Annotated in this window: 18 protein-coding genes; 6 read left to right on the top strand and 12 right to left on the bottom strand. The window is 32.0% G+C overall.

Annotated elements, in window-relative coordinates; translation table 11 throughout:
• Positions 1 to 335: 335 nt before the first annotated feature.
• From ACIQ66_RS04305 to ACIQ66_RS04285, 5 genes are all read right to left on the bottom strand, one after another.
• On the bottom strand, positions 336 to 602 hold the full coding sequence (locus ACIQ66_RS04305; RefSeq protein WP_396211577.1) for a hypothetical protein: 267 nt from the start codon (positions 600 to 602) through the stop codon (positions 336 to 338).
• 175 nt (positions 603 to 777) lie between these two features.
• On the bottom strand, positions 778 to 2,928 hold the full coding sequence (locus ACIQ66_RS04300; RefSeq protein WP_396211576.1) for a polyribonucleotide nucleotidyltransferase: 2,151 nt from the start codon (positions 2,926 to 2,928) through the stop codon (positions 778 to 780).
• Between the two features lie 163 nt (positions 2,929 to 3,091).
• Positions 3,092 to 3,358, bottom strand: a complete 267-nt coding sequence (rpsO, locus tag ACIQ66_RS04295; protein WP_396211575.1) for a 30S ribosomal protein S15 — start codon at positions 3,356 to 3,358, stop codon at positions 3,092 to 3,094.
• Between the two features lie 100 nt (positions 3,359 to 3,458).
• The gene (locus tag ACIQ66_RS04290) at positions 3,459 to 4,403 is read right to left on the bottom strand and encodes a toxin-antitoxin system YwqK family antitoxin (RefSeq protein WP_396211574.1); all 945 of its coding nucleotides are present in this window, start codon (positions 4,401 to 4,403) and stop codon (positions 3,459 to 3,461) included.
• A 14-nt stretch (positions 4,404 to 4,417) separates the two neighbouring features.
• Positions 4,418 to 4,873, bottom strand: a complete 456-nt coding sequence (locus tag ACIQ66_RS04285; RefSeq protein WP_396211573.1) for a GAF domain-containing protein — start codon at positions 4,871 to 4,873, stop codon at positions 4,418 to 4,420.
• A gap of 71 nt (positions 4,874 to 4,944) precedes the next feature.
• Here ACIQ66_RS04285 and xrtF point away from each other — a divergent pair, with 71 nt between their 5' ends.
• The 6 genes from xrtF (at position 4,945) to ACIQ66_RS04255 (ending at position 9,858) form a co-directional block, all read left to right on the top strand.
• Positions 4,945 to 5,502: an exosortase family protein XrtF gene (gene xrtF / locus ACIQ66_RS04280; protein WP_396211572.1), complete on the top strand. Its 558-nt coding sequence runs from the start codon at positions 4,945 to 4,947 to the stop codon at positions 5,500 to 5,502.
• Complete coding sequence (locus ACIQ66_RS04275; protein WP_396211570.1) at positions 5,477 to 5,917, top strand: exosortase F system-associated membrane protein; 441 nt, start codon at positions 5,477 to 5,479, stop codon at positions 5,915 to 5,917. Before xrtF ends, ACIQ66_RS04275 begins: the two co-directional genes overlap by 26 nt.
• Before the next feature lie 45 nt (positions 5,918 to 5,962).
• On the top strand, positions 5,963 to 6,409 hold the full coding sequence (locus ACIQ66_RS04270) for an HYC_CC_PP family protein (RefSeq protein ID WP_396211569.1): 447 nt from the start codon (positions 5,963 to 5,965) through the stop codon (positions 6,407 to 6,409).
• Between the two features lie 51 nt (positions 6,410 to 6,460).
• Positions 6,461 to 8,467, top strand: a complete 2,007-nt coding sequence (locus tag ACIQ66_RS04265) for a TonB-dependent receptor plug domain-containing protein (RefSeq protein WP_396211568.1) — start codon at positions 6,461 to 6,463, stop codon at positions 8,465 to 8,467.
• 56 nt (positions 8,468 to 8,523) lie between these two features.
• Complete coding sequence (locus ACIQ66_RS04260; RefSeq protein ID WP_396211567.1) at positions 8,524 to 8,913, top strand: heavy-metal-associated domain-containing protein; 390 nt, start codon at positions 8,524 to 8,526, stop codon at positions 8,911 to 8,913.
• Between the two features lie 264 nt (positions 8,914 to 9,177).
• Positions 9,178 to 9,858 carry a DedA family protein gene (locus ACIQ66_RS04255; protein WP_396211566.1) on the top strand — a complete coding sequence of 227 codons (681 nt, stop codon included), beginning with the start codon at positions 9,178 to 9,180 and terminating at the stop codon, positions 9,856 to 9,858.
• A gap of 106 nt (positions 9,859 to 9,964) precedes the next feature.
• Here ACIQ66_RS04255 and groL read toward each other — a convergent pair whose 3' ends face one another.
• The 7 genes from groL to miaB all read right to left on the bottom strand — a co-directional run bounded on the left by groL (position 9,965) and on the right by miaB (position 16,723).
• Positions 9,965 to 11,596 (bottom strand): chaperonin GroEL, encoded by a 1,632-nt coding sequence (groL, locus tag ACIQ66_RS04250; protein ID WP_396211565.1) that lies wholly within the window; start codon positions 11,594 to 11,596, stop codon positions 9,965 to 9,967.
• Between the two features lie 90 nt (positions 11,597 to 11,686).
• On the bottom strand, positions 11,687 to 11,962 hold the full coding sequence (groES, locus tag ACIQ66_RS04245) for a co-chaperone GroES (RefSeq protein ID WP_396211564.1): 276 nt from the start codon (positions 11,960 to 11,962) through the stop codon (positions 11,687 to 11,689).
• Positions 11,963 to 12,104: 142 nt separating this feature from the next.
• Positions 12,105 to 12,452, bottom strand: a complete 348-nt coding sequence (secG, locus tag ACIQ66_RS04240; protein ID WP_396211563.1) for a preprotein translocase subunit SecG — start codon at positions 12,450 to 12,452, stop codon at positions 12,105 to 12,107.
• Between the two features lie 2 nt (positions 12,453 to 12,454).
• Positions 12,455 to 13,309, bottom strand: a complete 855-nt coding sequence (locus tag ACIQ66_RS04235) for a tetratricopeptide repeat protein (RefSeq protein WP_396211562.1) — start codon at positions 13,307 to 13,309, stop codon at positions 12,455 to 12,457.
• Positions 13,310 to 13,344: 35 nt separating this feature from the next.
• Complete coding sequence (gene lptE / locus ACIQ66_RS04230) at positions 13,345 to 13,848, bottom strand: LPS assembly lipoprotein LptE (protein WP_396211561.1); 504 nt, start codon at positions 13,846 to 13,848, stop codon at positions 13,345 to 13,347.
• 65 nt (positions 13,849 to 13,913) lie between these two features.
• Positions 13,914 to 15,176, bottom strand: coding sequence for a sigma-54 interaction domain-containing protein (locus tag ACIQ66_RS04225; RefSeq protein WP_396211560.1), 1,263 nt, complete (start codon positions 15,174 to 15,176; stop codon positions 13,914 to 13,916).
• A gap of 98 nt (positions 15,177 to 15,274) precedes the next feature.
• Positions 15,275 to 16,723, bottom strand: coding sequence for a tRNA (N6-isopentenyl adenosine(37)-C2)-methylthiotransferase MiaB (miaB, locus tag ACIQ66_RS04220; protein ID WP_396211558.1), 1,449 nt, complete (start codon positions 16,721 to 16,723; stop codon positions 15,275 to 15,277).
• Positions 16,724 to 16,814 lie beyond the last annotated feature (91 nt).

The raw sequence follows: 16,814 nt of genomic DNA, 5'->3' as shown, positions 1-16,814 counted from the left end.
GTTCAGATGGTTATACGTAAACGGTTGCAAAAAAGTTACAAAATGAAATGAAAAATTATTTCTTCAAGCTTTTTCAAAATTTCAAAACTTTGCTAAAACCAATATTCAAACTTTAAAACCAATCAGTTTTCAAAATCAAAATCACCCCAATTTATAGGATCATTGTAGTCATCATCACTTGGACGAATTGCGCCTGGTGGATTGAACAATTCCCATTCGTCCCATAAATAATCTGATTTATCAAAACTAGCTACCCAGTCTATAAAGAGTAATCTAAATTCTTCAATTTCTTTGCGAATTAGCTCTACATAATCGTTTGAAGTAAAACCTTCATGTTAGCGCAAACCACCAACAAAAACGTACAAATCCATGGCGCATTGTCTTATGATTGCTGCATTTTGCATTCTTATACTATACAAGCCAACACTACTCTCGCCCGCTAATTTTGAACAAATCATCATGCTATCGCTCATCATCAAGCCAGCTTGCGATTGTAAAAAATCATCTTCTTCTGGAATGGCGTTTACCAAAGCTTCAACTTGTTTAAAAATGGAATCTGCTTTTTGGATTATAGGAGAATCTTCTTTTCTTTTTTTAGGCATTGTTTTAAATATTTTACGAGTATCAAATTTAATTATTTTTGCTTCAAAATTAAAAAACGAAGAGATTAAATTATTTTTAGTTATATATACTTTTTCTAAAAAAAAGTTGAATCTAAAACCAAAAACCCCAACTCAACTAAATGAATTGGGGTCCTTATATTTTGAAAAATTTGAATTATTCCGCTTTAGGAGTAATTTTATTTTCTTCTCTTGGAGGTCTTGGTAAAAGTGCTTTTCTAGAAACTTTCTCTTTTCTAGTTTTTGGATCAACACCTAAGTATTTCACTTGGAATATATCGCCCATATTTACTACATCGGCAACATTTTCAGTTCTTTCCCAAGCTAACTCAGATACGTGTAATAAAACTTCGTTTCCTGGAGCAGCAGTATATTCAACAACAGCACCAAAATCTAACATTTTAATTACTTTTACTTCATAAGCTTCTCCCATTGCTGGTTTGAAGATGATTGAGTCAATTTTAGCTAAAACAGCTGCAATTCCGTCTGGGTCAGTTCCTAAGATTTCAACTACACCTTGCTCGTCAACTTCGTTAATAACGATAGTACAACCCGTAGCTTTTTGTAGTTCTTGAATTACTTTTCCACCAGGTCCAATTAAGGCACCAATAAAAGCACCAGGAATGGTTCGCATGATGATTTTTGGAGCGTGAACTTTAACATCACTATTTGGTTGAGGAAGCGTTTCTAATATTTTACCTAAAATATGCAAACGTCCATCACGAGCTTGAGCCAAAGCTTGCTCCATGATTTCGTATTTCAATCCGTCAATTTTGATGTCCATTTGACAAGCTGTAATTCCTTCAGAAGTTCCAGTTACCTTGAAATCCATATCTCCTAAATGATCTTCATCACCTAAAATATCAGATAAAACCGCAAAACGTTCCCCGTCAGTAATCAATCCCATCGCAATTCCAGAAACTGGACGAATCATTTGAATTCCAGCATCCATTAATGATAATGTTCCAGCACAAACAGTAGCCATTGAAGACGATCCGTTAGATTCTAATACTTCCGAAACCACACGAATGGTATAAGGACAATCAGCAGGAATCATGTTTTTTAATGCTCTTTGTGCCAAGTTTCCGTGACCAACTTCTCTTCTTGAAGTTCCTCTCAATGGACGAGCTTCTCCTGTTGAAAATGGTGGAAAATTATAGTGTAAATAGAATTTTTCTTCTCCTTGTTCAGATGGTGAATCAATTTGGTTTGCTTCTCTAGAAGTTCCTAAAGTTGCTGTTGCCAAAGCTTGCGTTTCTCCACGAGTAAACAGTGCCGAACCGTGAACTGATGGTAAATAATTTACTTCACTCCAGATGTCTCTGATTTCGGTAGTTTTTCTTCCGTCAAGACGAGTTCCTAAATCTAAAGTTACGTTACGAACTGCTTCTTTATTGGTTTTGTAGAAGTATTTAGAAACTAAATCTCCGTTTTCTGCTAATTCTTCTTCTGTAAATAAAGCCTTTACTTCTTCTTTGACAGCATCAAATGCAGCTGAACGTTCGTGTTTAGCCGAACCTTTGCTAGCAATTGCATAAATTTTATCGTAAGATGCTTCTCTAACTTTAGCGTAAATTGCATCGTCTGATTTTTCTTGTTCATATGTACGAACTTCTTTTTTTCCAAATGCTGCTGCCAATCTTTCTTGAGCATCGATTTGTACTTTAATATGTTCGTGAGCAAATTTAATTGCTTCTACCATTTCTTTTTCTGAAATTTCTTTCATTTCTCCTTCTACCATTGCGATAGAATCTCTAGAAGCTCCAATCATCATATCAATATCAGATAATTCTAATTGTGCTCTTGAAGGATTGATGACAAATTTACCATCAATTCTTCCAACTCTAGCTTCAGAAATCAAAGTTTCAAATGGAATGTCAGATAAGGCAAGTGCTGCCGAAGCTGCTAAACCTGCTAATGCATCTGGCATAACTTCATCATCATGAGACATTAATTGAATCATAACTTGAACTTCTGCATGGTAATCTGATGGGAAAAGTGGACGTAATACACGGTCAACTAATCTCATTGTTAGCACTTCGCTATCACTCGGACGCGCTTCTCTTTTGAAGAAACCACCAGGGAAACGACCTGCTGCTGCAAATTTTTCACGATAATCTACCGTTAACGGTAAAAAATCGATACCTGGACTTGCTTTTCTTGCGGAAACTACTGTACCTAAGATAACAGTATTTCCAATTCTTACTACTACAGAACCATCGGCTTGTTTGGCCAAACGTCCTGTCTCGATTGTGATGCTTCTGCCATCACCTAAATCGATTTTTTCTACAAATAATTGTGGAATCATAAATTTAATTCTCTAAGTTAAACATGGGTTTTAGTTGTGTTGTTGTTGCGTAGTTATTGCCTAAAACCCAATGAAAAACTATACTTTTTTTATTCTTAACCCTAATGGATATTCTATTTTTATTAAAAAAAAAGAGGCGCGTGAGCACCTCTTTATATTTGAATTATTTTCTAATTCCTAATACTTTTATAATCTCACGATATCTGTTGATTTCGGTTTTCTTTAAGTAGTCAAGAAGACTTCTTCTTTTACCTACCAACTTTACCAACGAACGCTCTGTATTATAATCGTGACGATTTTTTTTCAAGTGCTCAGTTAAGTGATTGATTCTAAATGTAAACAAGGCAATCTGTGCTTCAGATTTTCCTGTGTTTGTTGCTTCTCCGTGTTTAGCGAAGATTTCGGTTTTAACTTCTTTAGTTAAGTACATGCCAATATTCTTTAAATGATTATTATGTATGAACTAGGCGTTTCCTAATTCGTGTGCAAATGTAAAAAATAATTATGAATTACAAATTATGAATTACGAATTATTTTGCAGGTTGAACTTTAATAGGGATTTTATGTGCGAATTTCATTTTAATGCCTCTATATTCGCCAGGGATCCAGTTGTCATATTCGCTAACTACTCGTATAGCCTCATTATCAGATTCAGGATTAATACCTTGTACAATTTCAAAATCGCATAATTTACCAATCTTATCAACGTTGAAACTAAGTATTATTAATTGTTCTTTAAATATTCTTTTCGATACATTATATTTCTTTGTAATGTATTTGTAAAAGTTATTAATTCCTTTTTTTGGTTCTGGTGAAGTATATATTTTTTTATAAGAGTGTTCATTTTTTAATGAATCTATGCTAATGCCAGCAATAAAAACTCCATTTTCATAATTGTCTTTAAAGGTTATTTTTCGTTTTTTATCAGTACCTATCCATATTCCATTTTTATCTCCATTTTTAACAAAACCACTTGAAAATGAATCTTCATCGTCATTAAAATATTCTCCATTACCATTAATTACTTTTTGAACATTATTAGAATCCCAATACTGGTATATTGCAAGTTTACTGAAACTTGATTGTTCTTTGACTTCAAAACATTCACCTTCTAATTTTTTATTTCCATTTTCGTACCAAAAAAATATTTTACCGACATTATTTCCTTTGATATAATTTTGTACAGATTGCTTATTTCCATTTTCGTAGTAATAAATAAATTCTCCTTCTTCTCTTAAGAAATCTTTTGCAGAAGTTTTTCCTTCTTTAAGAATTTTGCCACTTGCATAATATTCTTTAACATTATAGATGCTTTTTTCTTTATAGTATTCCTCAATTACTCTATAAATTTTACACTTTTCTTTTATTGTTTCGTATCCTAAAGAGTCAACATAAATTATCTTGTCAAATATTTTTTGAGAAAACATCTGCAAATTAAAAAGAATTAGTACAAATACTATTTTTTGGAATTTCATATTAGATAAAAATATTAATATAACTTCGCAACTTCTTGATTTACAAATTCCAAAAATACTTCATCTTCATTGGTAAATGGGTCAAGAACATGACTGTCAATATCTATTTGACCAATATTAGTCCCATTTACGAAAAGCGGTACAACAATTTCTGATTTAACCGTAAAGCTACAAGCAATATAGTTGTCTTGTGCTGATACATCAGGAACTACAAAATTTTGATTAGAAACGGCTACTTGACCACAAATTCCTTTTCCAAACGGAATTACAGTATGATCTGTTTCTGAACCAGCATAAGGACCAAGATGCAAGGTTTTAGCTTCGTGATTGGCAAAGTAAAAGCCAACCCAATCGTAATAGCTAATTTCATTTTTTAATAAATTGCATATTTCTTGTAGTTTTTCTTCTTTTGAAAAAGCTTCTTTTGCAACAATTGTACTTATCAATGGTTTTAGTTCTTGAAATGTCATTTTTTTAAATTTTGACAAAAGTATTTAATTAACCCAACTTAAAAATATATAAATTTGTTAAAAATTTTCTAGTGAAGCATTATTTAATCGAATACAAACCTTTTTTATTGTTTTTGGGTAAATTCTTAATCAGTTATTTGATTTTGTCTTTTATTTACCAAAGCTATTTGACTAGTTTTGATGTTAAAAATCATGAAGTTGATGGATTCACACAAGTGGTTTCTAATCAAACAGAAAAATTGCTTTTGTTTTTTGATTGTGATGTAAAAACTATGAAACATCCAACTGAGCCAAGTATAAAACTAAACTACAATCAAAAATGGATTGCAAGAGTTATTGAAGGTTGTAACGGACTAAGCGTTTTAATTTTATTTATCAGTTTTATTATTGCTTTTTCTGGAAAAATAAATCACACTTTAGTATATATTCTTTTTGGAATAATTGTAATTCATACTTTAAACATTGCTCGAATTGCTTTGTTGGTTGTTTTAATGTACCATTTCCCTGATTATAAAGAGTTTCTTCATGGTGTTTTGTTTCCATTGTTGATATACGGAACCGTGTTTTTGCTTTGGATTATTTGGGTTAATAAATTTTCGTTTTATGCTAAAAAATCTTTTGAAAAATAAAGGACGAGTTGGTGTTGGAGTATTTTTAGTAGTATTTTTAATAGCTATAAGAGCTTTTGAGAATACTATTTTTTACGATCCTTTTTTAGATTATTTCAAAGGTGAATATTCTAATTTATCTTTGCCACAAAACAATCCAATAAAGTTATTCTTGAGTTTAGGATTTCGATTTTATCTTAATTCAATGATTTCGTTGGCGTTGTTGTACGTTATTTTTAAAGATAATAAAATCATCAAGTTTTCTATTTTCTTGTTTTCAATTTTTGGAATTATTTTGATGGTAAGCTTCTTTTTTACGCTGAATTTCTTTCCTGCCGAAAAAATGACGTTGTTCTATTTAAGACGTTTCATTATTCAACCAATTTTTCTAATTCTTTTTATTCCAGCTTTTTACTATCAAAAAAAGATGAAATAACATTTATTTATGATTTCAATCCATTCTTTTTCATAACTTTGCCTCATGCAGTTTAAAAAGCACATAAGTTTATTTTTAGCATTTTTTGTTTTGGTTTCCAATTCGGGATTGGCTTTTAATGTGCATTATTGCGAAGGGAAAATTGCCGCGATTTCTTCTGTTTTTTCAAAAGAAGAAGTTTGTGACACGAGCAATAGCGAACTGGCGAAGCAGATGCCTGTAAAAGAAACAAAATCTTGCTGTGCAAAAGAACAAACAACTCATAAAAAATGTTGTTCGGATAAAGAAGTAAAGCTTGAAAGTAAAACAGAGAAAGTAGTTATTAAAACTTTTTCTTTCGACTTACAATCGGTTTTTTTTATTCAGGATTTAAACTCTTTTGATTTTGTTTTTTTACCTAAAACTGTACTAAATCAAAACGTTACTTACTATTGCGATGCTAATGCGCCACCATACTACAAACTCTATTGTCAATTTACGCTTTTTGGTTAAATTTTGATATTTAATTAGTTACAACTATTATAAATATTAAAATTTTAAAACATGAAAAAATATGCGTTTTTCGCAATACTGCTTTTTACAACAATTGCTTTTTCTCAAGAAAATTTAGAGGAAGTAAAGGTAGAAAAAAAGCAAAAAGGAATTAAAAAATCATTATCGCTTACTTCAAACACTACCTTGGTTTCGAGCAAGGAATTGTTAAAAGCGGCTTGTTGCAACCTTGCCGAAAGTTTTGAAACCAATCCATCAATCGATGTTAATTTTTCGGATGCTTTAACTGGAACCAAACAGATCAAAATGTTAGGTTTGACCAGCCCATATTTGATGATTACCGAAGAAAATATTCCGTCGGTTCGTGGCGCCTCACAAGCTTACGGATTGTCATTTACACCAGGAACTTGGGTTGAAAGCATCCAAATTACAAAAGGTGCAGGAAGTGTCGTAAACGGGTATGAAAGCATCACCGGACAAATAAATACCGAATTGCTAAAACCATTAAACGATATTCCGTTTTTTTTAAATGTTTATGGTTCAACCGATTCGAGATATGAATTGAATACGCATTTCAACAAAAAAATATCTGATAAATGGGCAACAAGTTTATTTCTTCACGGAAATACACGTGTTTTGAAAAACGATATGAATAAAGACCATTTTCTAGATAATCCACTTGGCAAACAGGTAAATCTTACCAATCGTTGGCAGTATTCTAATCCTGAAACGGGTTGGACTTCTTTTTTCAATGTTAAATTTATGAACGATGAAAAACAAACGGGCGAATATGATTTTAATCCAGATTTAGACAAATTGACAACCAATCATTGGGGTTCAGAAATAAATACCGAACGACTGGACTTTACTTCAAAAATCGGCTATGTTTTCAAAGAAATGCCATATCAAAGTATTGGTTTTCAGAACGCTCTTAGCAATCATAACCAAGATTCTTATTTTGGTTTAAATCAGTATAATATTAAACAACAGAGTTATTATTCCAATTTAATTTTTAATTCAATCATCAATAATACGATGAATAAATTTTCAACTGGATTGAATTATACTTATGACAAATATGCCGAATTTGTTAATCTAAAAAATGTGAGTAGAATTGATAATTCGGTTGGTGCTTTTTTTGAATATAATTTTGATAACCTTGATAAGTTTAGTTACACACTTGGTGGTCGAATTGATTATCACAATAGGTTAGGGGTTTTTGTTACACCAAGATTGCACGTAAAATATAACCCTTGGGAAAAATCGGTTTTCAGATTTTCTGCTGGACGAGGAAAGCGCGCAGCTAATATTTATGCTGAAAATCAGAATCTTTTTGCTAGTTCAAGAGTGTTTTCAATTATAGATTCTAACGGAAAAGTTTATGGATTAAACCCTGAAATTGCTTGGAACTATGGTTTAAGTTTTTCGCAAAATTTCAAATTTTTTAAAAAAAATGCAGATTTTACAATAGATTTTTATCGAACCGATTTCCAGAATCAAATAGTAGTTGATGTTATGCAAAGTTCGCAACAGGTTTTGTTTTATGATTTAAAAGGAAGTTCGTATGCCAATAGTTTGCAAGTTGATTTTAATTTGGAAATTATAAAGCATCTTAATTTGAGAACGGCTTACAAGTATTATGACATTGCAACCGATTATCTTTCTGGTACTTTTCAGCGACCATTGCAAGCAAAACATCGTTTTTTTGGAAATATTGAATATGAAACTCATATAAGCGATGAAGGGCAACAATGGCGATTTGATGCAACAATTAACTGGCTTGGTAAACAACAATTACCAACAACTAGTGCCAATCCTGTTGAAGATAGATTTCCTAATTTTTCACCTTCATTTTCAACCTTGAATCTGCAAGCAACTTTACAGCAATCAAGTACATTTGAAATGTATTTTGGAGCAGAAAATATTGGAAATTATAGACAAACTAATGCAATTTTAGGAGATCACAATCCTTTTGGTATGTATTTTGACACATCAATTGTTTATGCGCCTGTTTTTGGTCAAATGTTTTATGCAGGGTTACGTTTTAAAATCAAATAAGTCAATTACAATTAAAATATCAAAATTCAAATTCAATAACAATAAAGTTAAAAAAAATGAAATCGAAGATTCACGAATACAAAATAAATAAATATAAAATCATGAGTAAAAATATAATTTTTGGAATGATGTTACTGTTTGTAACACTTTCAACACAAGCACAAGAAAAAAAGAATAAAAATGCAAATTATGATATAGAAGTCAATGGCAACTGCGAAATGTGCAAAAAACGTATTGAGAAAGCTGCTTACTTAGTAAAAGGTGTTAAAAGTGCTGAATGGCATATAGACGATCATACTTTACATCTAATAATTAATGAATCAAAATGTTCTTTGATAGATGTTGAAAAAGCAGTTGCAAAAGTTGGTCATGATACATATAACGTAAAAGCAACAGATGAAGAATATGCTAAACTCCATGGTTGTTGTCAATATGAAAGAAAATAAAGTTAGTTGTTTTATTATTTTGATATAATTACAAAATGAGAAATGAAACACTATGCTTTTAGAAATTGTCTATATAAATCAGCTATTAAATTCAATATCAGGAAGTGATGATATGAATCATACTATTTCAGTATCATTATTGCAAAATTTGATTTTTTATAAAGAATAAAAATATGTTATATTTAAGTCAAAAAATCAAGTAAGATTACTAAATCAAATAAATTATAATTACTTTCACGCTCTAAAATAATACTCAGATTTTTTATGACAAACTTTGATTGGAAACAACTCATCAACCCTGAATTTTATATTCTATTAGAATTTGGTGGTATTAAAATAGGTTTATACGTCGTTTTATTTATCATTTTTGCCGAAACTGGCTTGCTTGCAGGTTTCTTTTTACCAGGTGATAGTTTGTTATTTCTTTGCGGAATATACAGTGAATTATTAATGAGAGAATTTTCATTAGGAAGCGATTTTCTTAATGTTACCTTGTTAGCAACATTAATTTCGCTTATGGGTATTTTTGGAAATATGTTTGGCTATTGGTATGGACAAAAAAGTGGAAATTATTTATTCAAACGCCCCGATAATTTTATTTTTAAAAAGAAATATTTATATGACGCTCAAAACTTTTTTGAAAATCATGGAAGTAAAGCCGTTCTTTTTGCAAAATTTATTCCTATAGTAAGAACTTTTATTCCTGTAATAGCTGGTATTGTTGGAATGGATAAGAAAAAATTCATGTTTTTTAATGTTGTTGGTGCCTTTTTGTGGTCATTTTCATTGATTTTTGCGGGTCATTATTTGTATAAGTTTTTCCTTGATGAGTATCAAATAGATTTGAAGCATTATATCGAATATATTGTAATTGGTATTGTATTGGTAACGACTTTGCCAGTAATTTTAAAGTTTATAAAGAAAAAAGTTCATTTAGATGAATAGAAAATAATTCGAAGTACAAAAAATCCGTCTAGTTCTGCAACAAGACGGATTTTTTTATTTTTAACTTCGTACTTCGTACTTCGTATATTGTAACTCGTACTTAGATTTACATCATGCCTGGCATTCCGCCACCCATTGGCATTCCACCACCTGCGTTTTCTTCTTTAATTTCAACTAAAGCACATTCTGTAGTTAGAATCATTCCAGCAACAGATGCTGCATTTTCTAGTGCTACACGAGTTACTTTTTTAGGATCGATGATTCCAGCTTTTAGCATGTCAACATATTCATCCGTTTTTGCGTTATAACCAAAATCTCCTTTTCCTTCAGAAACTTTTGCTACTACTACTGAACCTTCAAGGCCAGCATTTTCAACAATAGTTCTCAATGGAGATTCAACTGCACGGAAAACAATTTGAATTCCTGTAGCTTCATCAGCATTGTCAGCTTTTATCGATGCTAAAGCATTTTTAGCTCTTAAAAGCGCAACACCACCACCAGCAACAATTCCTTCTTCAACAGCGGCGCGAGTTGCATGTAAGGCATCGTCAACACGGTCTTTTTTCTCTTTCATTTCCACTTCAGAAGCGGCACCAACATAAAGAACGGCTACACCACCAGCTAATTTAGCCAAACGCTCTTGCAATTTTTCTTTGTCATAATCAGAAGTCGTAGTTTCCATTTGACCTTTGATTTGGTTTACTCTATTTTTAATTAAATCTGCATTTCCTGCGCCATTAACGATAGTTGTATTGTCTTTGTCAATTGCAATTTTCTCGGCAGTTCCTAGCATTTCTAATGTTGCATTTTCTAGTGTGTAACCACTTTCTTCTGCAATTACAGTTCCGCCAGTTAAGATAGCGATGTCCTCTAACATTGCTTTTCTTCTGTCACCAAAACCTGGAGCTTTTACAGCTGCAATTTTCAAGGCACCACGAAGTTTATTTACAACTAAAGTTGATAGAGCTTCACCATCAACATCTTCTGCAATAATCAATAATGGTTTTCCAGATTGAGCAACTGGTTCTAAAACAGGCAATAATTCTTTAAGTGAAGAAACTTTTTTGTCGTATAAAAGAATGTATGGATTTTCTAATTCAACATTCATTTTTTCTGGATTTGTAACAAAATAAGGTGATAAATAACCTCTATCAAATTGCATTCCTTCAACAACATCAACATAAGTTTCTGTTCCTTTTGCTTCTTCTACAGTAATTACACCTTCTTTTCCAACTTTTCCAAAAGCAGTAGCGATTAAATCACCAATAACTTCATCATTATTAGCAGAAATAGAGGCAACTTGTTTGATTTTTTCTGATGAAGAACCAACTTCTTGAGCTTGTTTTCCTAAATCTTTTACAATTGCTTCAACAGCTTTATCAATACCACGCTTTAAGTCCATTGGGTTTGCACCAGCAGCCACGTTTTTCAATCCTTCTTTTACAATTGCTTGTGCCAAAACGGTTGCAGTTGTAGTTCCATCTCCAGCTAAATCGTTAGTTTTTGAAGCTACTTCTTTAACCATTTGAGCGCCCATATTTTCCAATGGATCTTTCAATTCAATTTCTTTTGCAACGGTAACACCATCTTTAGTAACGTTTGGTCCACCAAATGATTTTCCAATAATTACATTACGACCTTTTGGTCCAAGAGTTACTTTAACTGCATTTGCCAATGCGTCAACGCCACGTTTTAATCCGTCACGTGCTTCAATATCAAATTTTATATCTTTTGCCATTTTTAATTTTTGTTTAATGTTTAAAGTTGTTTAATGTTTAAAGTTTTATTTACAGGATTCAAACTTGAAACCAGAAACTTGAAACAAAATTTAGATTATTGCTAGAATATCATCTTCACGCATGATTAAGTAATCTTTTCCGTCAAATTTTAGATCGGTCCCTGCATATTTTCCATAAAGAACGCTATCGCCAACTTTTACAGTCATTGGTTCGTCTTTTTTTCCATTTCCTACTGCTACAACAGTTCCTTTTTGAGGTTTTTCTTTGGCAGTGTCAGGAATGATAATTCCAGAAGCTGTTTGCGTTTCGGCAGCAGCTGGTTCAACTATTACTCGGTCTGAAAGAGGTTTAATGTTTAAACTCATAATCAATATATTTTAATTAAGTTATAATTTAATTGTTACATTCGTTATTTCAGAAATTATGCCAACACTTAAAAACTGACATTTTGCCAAAAAAAATGCCAGCTTTGACAGGCTGGCATTTCAATTTATTTATTTTTGAATATTATTTTACAGGAGCAACAGGAGCAGTTGAAGTTGGTGCTTTTTCTGCTGGCGTATTTGTTTTAGCTGGCGCAGGAGCTTCTGTAGTATCAATTATTTTAGAATCTGAATCGCTTAATGAACCTGTAAAGCTCAAACTTGATAATAAAATTAATGCCATTAATACAGATGCTAATGTCCATGTGCTTTTGTCTAAAAAGTCAGTTGTTTTTTGAACCCCACCAAGCATTTGTGATCCACCAATAGAAGAAGATAAACCACCTCCTTTAGGATTTTGAACCATAATGACGATGATTAATAAAAAACTAACTATAGTTATAAGAACTAAAAAAATTGAAAATGTGCTCATTGTTATGTATTATTTTGTTGTAAATTTTTAATATCTAAAATTCGGTCTGCAAAGAAACTACTTTTTTCTGGATATTTCAAAATTAATATTTCATAAGCTTGAATTGCTTTTTGATATTTATGTTGTTCCAGATAAACGCGTGCTAAAGTTTCGGTCATCAAATAGGAATTATCTTCTTTTGAAGGCTCGAAAATAAAGGCTGAGACAGAAGTATTTGATTTAATTGGTGGGATTTTTGGATTGGCTTCAATGAATTTATCGATTAACTCATTTTTTTTTTGTTTTTCTATATCAGTTTCAGAAATTTCGCTTGCCATTGTATTTTCTTCTCTAATTATAGGTTTTACCTTTGCCAATTGCAGCCATTCCTGAAAAGAATATTTCTCTTTTGAGGAGAATTCAAGTGGTTTTCCTATTTCTAAGTTTTCTTTTGCTATTTCAAAGACGGGATCAGCAACTGTTAAAATTTCTTCATTTTCTTCAATCTCGTTTCCAGAGGCTTTTATAGAATCAATAATTGATTGTTCAATTTTATATGGAGCGACCACAACGCTATTTTCGACTTGAATTTCTAAAATTTCGGTTTCATTTGCAGATTTTTTTTCTTCATTAATAGTTATAAACTCATCAGAAGTTATAAAATCGAACAAAACGCTTCTATCGGTTGTGTGTGCAGCAGTAACTTTTAGAGCATAATTATATTTGAAACTATTTTGATTATATAATCCTTTTAAATAAAGTGCACGAGCAGGTTGAAAATAGGGAAACTCTTGTACAACATTTTCCAACGCCGATGTTTGTTTATCATTGACAAAAAATGGTTTGTTGAGTAAAGTTGTAATTTCCGAGGTTGTCATATTTTAATTTAAAGCTGTAAAATTATGAAAATAAATTACCATTTAGCCAGTGTATCATTAAAAATATCTTGTGTAATTCTTTCAAAAATTTCTTCTAGAGCATTGTCTAATTCTCTTCCTATTAATTGTGAAGAGGCAGGATAGTCATAAAAGAAAGAATATCTTTTTTCAAAATCGTCTGTATCCTTGTTTTTATTGCTATATCTTAAATTTACGGCAATTGTAACTCTGTTTTGTGCGGCTTTAATGTCGGCAGTTGCAGTCATTGGCGTGATTCTGAAATCTACAATTTCACCTTCGTAAAGTAAGTCGCCACCAGAACTAATCAGGTTAAGATTGGTTTGATTTTGAATTAAGTCTTGTAAGCGCAAGGTAAAAGTTCTTTCGATTCCAGGTTGCACAATTTCTGCATTATTCTGAAAATAATTTACCTGAAATGTTTTGGCATCAATTTTTCCTGTTCCTGTAAAATTATAAACCGAACAGCTATTTATCGAAAACAAGCCAATAGTGGCGAGTATTAAATATATTTTTCTCATAAATTTAGTATTCAAATTTCTTCCATCTTCCAGCCTCAAAAGTACAATTTTAGAATATAATTCTTTTACAAATCAAATTGTTTTATCTTTCTATACAAAGTTCTTTCCGAAATACCCAATTCATCGGCAGCTGCTTTTCTTTTTCCTTTGTTTTTTTCTAATGATTTTTTTATTAGTTCGATTTCTTTTTGTTCTAATTTTAGAATCTCTTCTTCTTCAACTGTTTCTGCAAAAAGGTAATTATCATCGTTTTCTTGAAAATCGTCTTCTTCGTTTTGTGCTTTATATTCAGGTTTATAAACAGCAGTTCTTGGTTCTTCTTCAAATGAAATTTCACTTTCGTTTGAACCATAAATTTTCTGAATCAAATTGGTATTGATTTCCTGAACTTTTGCCGAACCGTTTTTCATCAATTCGAGCGTAAGTTTTTTCAAATCATTCAAATCACTTTTCATATCAAAAAGCACTTTGTATAAAATATCTCTTTCGGTAGAAAAATCATTTTCCGCTTTTTTTCCGCTTATAACCGAAGGCAAATTGTTTCCTTCTTGTGGCAAATAAGATAAAAGTGTATTGGCAGAAACATCGCGATTAGTCTCTAAAACAGAAATTTGTTCGGCAACATTTCTCAATTGACGAATATTTCCGCTCCATCTGAATTTTTGCAAAACTTGAACTGCATTTTCATCTAATTTTAATGGAGGCATTTTGTATTTATGAGCAAAATCGGCCGAAAATTTTCTGAAAAGCAAATGAATATCGTCTTTTCGTTCACGAAGCGGCGGCAAAGTAATATCAACTGTGCTCAAACGATAATACAAATCCTCACGAAATCTCCCTTTTTCGATAGCGTCAAATAAGTTGACATTGGTTGCAGCAACAATACGAACATTGGTTTTTTGAACTTGGGAGGACCCCACTTTAATAAATTCGCCATTTTCAAGAACACGAAGCAATCGCACTTGTGTTGTCAATGGTAATTCTCCAACTTCATCAAGAAAAATTGTTCCACCATCGGCTACTTCAAAATAACCTTCACGAGTTCCTGTTGCGCCTGTAAAGGCACCTTTTTCATGTCCAAAAAGCTCACTGTCTATTGTTCCTTCTGGAATGGCACCACAGTTTACGGCAATGTATTTTCCGTGTTTTCTATGCGAAAGCGAATGAATTATTTTAGGAATATTTTCTTTTCCGACACCGCTTTCACCAGCCACCAAAACCGAAATATCAGTAGGAGCAACCTGAATAGCTTTTTCTATTGCGCGATTGAGCTTTGGATCGTTTCCAATAATCTCAAATCGTTGTTTTATACTTTGTACTGTTTCCATATTTATTTCGTAAAGAGAGGCAATCTCATTCTTTTATTTTTGCCACAGATTCAAAGATTTTTTTAATATTTACAATCTGTGAATCTGTGGCAAAATTTTTAATTCATTTCACTGTAACCAACTGTTGCACCAATCAGAGTTCCGCTAGTACAATTGGTTATTTTTACATTTACGAAATCTCCAATTTTGTAATTTTCTTTTGGAAAAACTACTGTGATACTTTGCGAATTTCTTCCAGCCCAATCATTTGGTGATTTTTTGGATTCTTTTTCTATTAAAACTTCTACTGTTTGTCCTAAGAATTCCTGTGTTCTAAAAGTGCTGTGTTTTCTTTGTAAATCGACAATTTCTTGTAATCTTCTAAATTTGGTTTCTTCTGGCACATCATCTTCCATTTTTCTGCCAGCTAGTGTTCCTGGTCTTTCTGAATAAGCATACATGTATCCAAAACTATATTTCACACGCTCCATCAAACTCAAAGTGTCCTGATGATCTTCTTCGGTTTCTGTAGGAAAACCAGCTATCATGTCTTGTGTTATGCAACAGTTTGGAATGATAGTATTGATTTTATTGATTAATTCAATATACTCTTCGCGAGAATGTAAGCGATTCATTTCTTTTAAAATACGATTGCTTCCCGACTGAACAGGCAAGTGAATATGCTTGCAAATATTTGGATGTTTGGCTATTACATGTAAAACTTCTTCATGCATATCTTGCGGATTTGAAGTAGAAAAACGGATACGCATTTTCGGAAAAGCTACTGCAACCATTTCTAGTAACTGATCAAAACCAACGGCTGTAGCTTTTTGCATATCGGTTGCTTTGTCAAAATCTTTTTTCAATCCGCCACCATACCATAAATAGCTATCCACATTTTGACCTAAAAGTGTAATTTCTTTGAATCCTAGACTCCATAAATCCTGAATTTCTGTCATTATACTTTGAGGTTCACGACTGCGTTCACGACCGCGAGTGAATGGCACAACACAAAACGTACACATATTATCACAACCACGTGTGATTGAAACCAATGCGGTAATTCCGTTGCTCATTAATCTTACGGGCGAAATATCTCCGTAAGTTTCTTCTTTGGATAAAATTACATTTATAGCATCACGACCCTCTTCAACTTCGGCTAATAAATTTGGCAAATCCTTGTAAGCATCTGGACCAACAACCAAATCGACAATTTTTTCTTCTTCAAGAAACTTTTCTTTCAATCGCTCGGCCATACAGCCAAGAACACCGACTTTCATTTTAGGATTTACTTCTCTTTTGACAGCATTGTATTTTTCCAATCGTTTTCGAATGGTTTGTTCTGCTTTGTCTCTTATTGAGCAAGTGTTTACCAAAACCAAATCGGCTTCTTCTAAAATTTGTGTTGTATTGTAACCGCCATTAACTAAAATAGAAGCCACGATTTCGCTATCAGAAAAATTCATAGCACAACCATAACTTTCAATATAAAGTTTTTTGGTGTTTTCTTTTTTAGTTTCAAGAACTAAACTTTGTCCTTGTTTGTTTTCTTCAATAATCTTTTCCATAAGTCAAATTCTTTGGCAAAGATAATACTAAATTATAAAATCTGACAAGATGGCAGATGTGATTTAACAAAAGTTTTTAGAATTTGATCTG

The organism is Flavobacterium sp. (assembly GCF_044377315.1).
GTDB lineage: Bacteria > Bacteroidota > Bacteroidia > Flavobacteriales > Flavobacteriaceae > Flavobacterium.
The sequence above is the reverse complement of the archived record's forward strand: the minus strand, read 5'-3'. Positions and strand labels throughout refer to the sequence as shown.

Bases quoted from the DNA above. Each gene is read 5' to 3' on its own strand.
- ACIQ66_RS04305 (WP_396211577.1), bottom strand. From the start codon at position 602: ATGCCTAAAAAAAGAAAAGAAGATTCTCCTATAATCCAAAAAGCAGAT.
- ACIQ66_RS04300 (WP_396211576.1), bottom strand. From the start codon at position 2,928: ATGATTCCACAATTATTTGTAGAAAAAATCGATTTAGGTGATGGCAGA.
- rpsO (WP_396211575.1), bottom strand. From the start codon at position 3,358: ATGTACTTAACTAAAGAAGTTAAAACCGAAATCTTCGCTAAACACGGA.
- ACIQ66_RS04290 (WP_396211574.1), bottom strand. From the start codon at position 4,403: ATGAAATTCCAAAAAATAGTATTTGTACTAATTCTTTTTAATTTGCAG.
- ACIQ66_RS04285 (WP_396211573.1), bottom strand. From the start codon at position 4,873: ATGACATTTCAAGAACTAAAACCATTGATAAGTACAATTGTTGCAAAA.
- ACIQ66_RS04275 (WP_396211570.1), top strand. From the start codon at position 5,477: ATGCTAAAAAATCTTTTGAAAAATAAAGGACGAGTTGGTGTTGGAGTA.
- ACIQ66_RS04270 (WP_396211569.1), top strand. From the start codon at position 5,963: ATGCAGTTTAAAAAGCACATAAGTTTATTTTTAGCATTTTTTGTTTTG.
- ACIQ66_RS04265 (WP_396211568.1), top strand. From the start codon at position 6,461: ATGAAAAAATATGCGTTTTTCGCAATACTGCTTTTTACAACAATTGCT.
- ACIQ66_RS04260 (WP_396211567.1), top strand. From the start codon at position 8,524: ATGAAATCGAAGATTCACGAATACAAAATAAATAAATATAAAATCATG.
- ACIQ66_RS04255 (WP_396211566.1), top strand. From the start codon at position 9,178: ATGACAAACTTTGATTGGAAACAACTCATCAACCCTGAATTTTATATT.
- groL (WP_396211565.1), bottom strand. From the start codon at position 11,596: ATGGCAAAAGATATAAAATTTGATATTGAAGCACGTGACGGATTAAAA.
- groES (WP_396211564.1), bottom strand. From the start codon at position 11,962: ATGAGTTTAAACATTAAACCTCTTTCAGACCGAGTAATAGTTGAACCA.
- secG (WP_396211563.1), bottom strand. From the start codon at position 12,452: ATGAGCACATTTTCAATTTTTTTAGTTCTTATAACTATAGTTAGTTTT.
- ACIQ66_RS04235 (WP_396211562.1), bottom strand. From the start codon at position 13,309: ATGACAACCTCGGAAATTACAACTTTACTCAACAAACCATTTTTTGTC.
- lptE (WP_396211561.1), bottom strand. From the start codon at position 13,848: ATGAGAAAAATATATTTAATACTCGCCACTATTGGCTTGTTTTCGATA.
- ACIQ66_RS04225 (WP_396211560.1), bottom strand. From the start codon at position 15,176: ATGGAAACAGTACAAAGTATAAAACAACGATTTGAGATTATTGGAAAC.
- miaB (WP_396211558.1), bottom strand. From the start codon at position 16,723: ATGGAAAAGATTATTGAAGAAAACAAACAAGGACAAAGTTTAGTTCTT.